Annotated in this window: 2 protein-coding genes and 1 pseudogene; all 3 read right to left on the reverse strand. The window is 37.9% G+C overall.

Annotated elements, in window-relative coordinates:
• Window positions 1-181, reverse strand: a pseudogene (locus tag HT671_RS10055) (hypothetical protein); the annotation flags it as partial.
• Between the two features lie 39 nt (window positions 182-220).
• Window positions 221-1036 carry a hypothetical protein gene (locus tag HT671_RS10060; RefSeq protein WP_000738385.1) on the reverse strand — a complete coding sequence of 272 codons (816 nt, stop codon included), beginning with the start codon at window positions 1034-1036 and terminating at the stop codon, window positions 221-223.
• Between the two features lie 3 nt (window positions 1037-1039).
• Window positions 1040-1360: a PadR family transcriptional regulator gene (locus HT671_RS10065; protein WP_000665420.1), complete on the reverse strand. Its 321-nt coding sequence runs from the start codon at window positions 1358-1360 to the stop codon at window positions 1040-1042.
• Window positions 1361-1622 lie beyond the last annotated feature (262 nt).

Genomic DNA, 1622 nt, shown 5'->3' on the forward strand with positions numbered 1-1622 from the left:
TTTGAAAATGATTGAGTATGATTCCAACAGAAAGTGCTGTTTCTACAAGCTCTTCAACTTCTTTTACAGACTTATCTTCTATTCTCATCATTCCGAGAACAATTTCTGATAATTCTTTGTCATCTTGACCAAGAGTTATGTATCTCATCAAATTTTTCTCCTTTAATTCTACATTCTTCATTTAATTATAACAAAAAACCGCTTTGCAACGGCTTTTTGACTATATTTCACTCCATTTTATCTTCTTAAACCCACGGAACAAGACAAAGATTCCAATAAAGAGGACAGCTAAAGGAATAATCTTTGTGAGGAAAACATTTGAAATGCCCATCCACTCATAATAACGGAGCAGAGAACCCACCACAAGATGGGCAACAATCATACTGACAAAGGGACGAAAGACCGCTTCTTTCCAATTCCAAATACTGATGACTAGAGAAAGCGTAAAGACAAGGAAACTGTCCCAGGGAGCAGGAAGATAAAAGGCTCCTTCTTGTACAAAACTTCCTATTCCTACATATCCCAGAACAACTAGCAGAACAAGAATCCCAACGACAATATAGGTGCCAATTTTCATTTTAGAAGAATCTTGGACTAAGCTCCAACGTAAGATTGTAGCCACAAGCCCAAAGCCAACTAGAAAAAGAAGAAGTTGCCCTAAAAACGTGAGCAAATTGACTGTTAAGAGAGGACCTTTAGAAAAATCGCCTAGTAGTTGATAGTAATGTAATACCGCCAGGACAAGAATTGGTGTTAAAAAGGACTCTTTGACCGAACTACGTGGTGCTTCCTTGAGCATCTCTTTCATTAATTTTTTAGGATTCTTACCTAAATAATCCTCTGCACTCATGCCATCTCGTTCTGCTTCTGAAAAATCTAACATCATCAAATAAATCTGCTCTCTGAGATAGTCTTCATCATAGAGAAATCCAGCAAGATTAAAACTTTCCCACAACTCCTCAAAATACTGCTGATTGTCCTCAGAAAACTCATGCAACAAATTGTTTGTTTCTTCATAATACTTCATTTTCTTCATGGTTTAACCCCCATTCTTAATCCCTTCTACTTTTTGACTCAAATCGTCCCATTGTTGCCAAAAGACCGAGACACGCTCTTCTCCTTCTTTCATTAATGAAAAATACTTCCGATCTGGACCATCTGGCGACGGGCGCATGTCGCCTCTTATCCATTGATTTTTTTCTAACTTTTGCAACAAAGGATAAATAGTTCCTGGAACGATAGTATCAAATCCAGCCTCTCGCAAAGTCTGAACCAACTCATAACCATACCGCTCTTTTTGACCAATCATATCCAAGACACAACCTTCAAGAACACCTTTTAATAGCTGAGTTTCTTTCATCACTTCTCCCTTCTAATCTATTTTGTAATACCTACTAGTAACTTCACCTATAGTATATCACTTCTACACTAGTTTGTAAAGCATAATAGTTAATACTCTTCGAAAATCTCTTCAAACCACGTCATCGTCGCCCTACCGTATGTATGGTTACTGACTTCGTCAGTTTCATCTACAACCTCAAAACGGTGTTTTGAGCAACCTGCGGCTAGCTTCCTAGTTTGCTCTTTGATTTTCATTGAGTGTAAGTCATAACCACCCGTGA

This window comes from Streptococcus sp. 2741 (genome assembly GCF_013276315.1).
Taxonomy (GTDB): domain Bacteria; phylum Bacillota; class Bacilli; order Lactobacillales; family Streptococcaceae; genus Streptococcus; species Streptococcus pseudopneumoniae.

What these genes read in the sequence shown, in the direction of transcription:
- HT671_RS10060 (WP_000738385.1), bottom strand. Translation starts at nt 1,036, where the DNA reads ATGAAGAAAATGAAGTATTATGAAGAAACAAACAATTTGTTGCATGAG.
- HT671_RS10065 (WP_000665420.1), bottom strand. Translation starts at nt 1,360, where the DNA reads ATGAAAGAAACTCAGCTATTAAAAGGTGTTCTTGAAGGTTGTGTCTTG.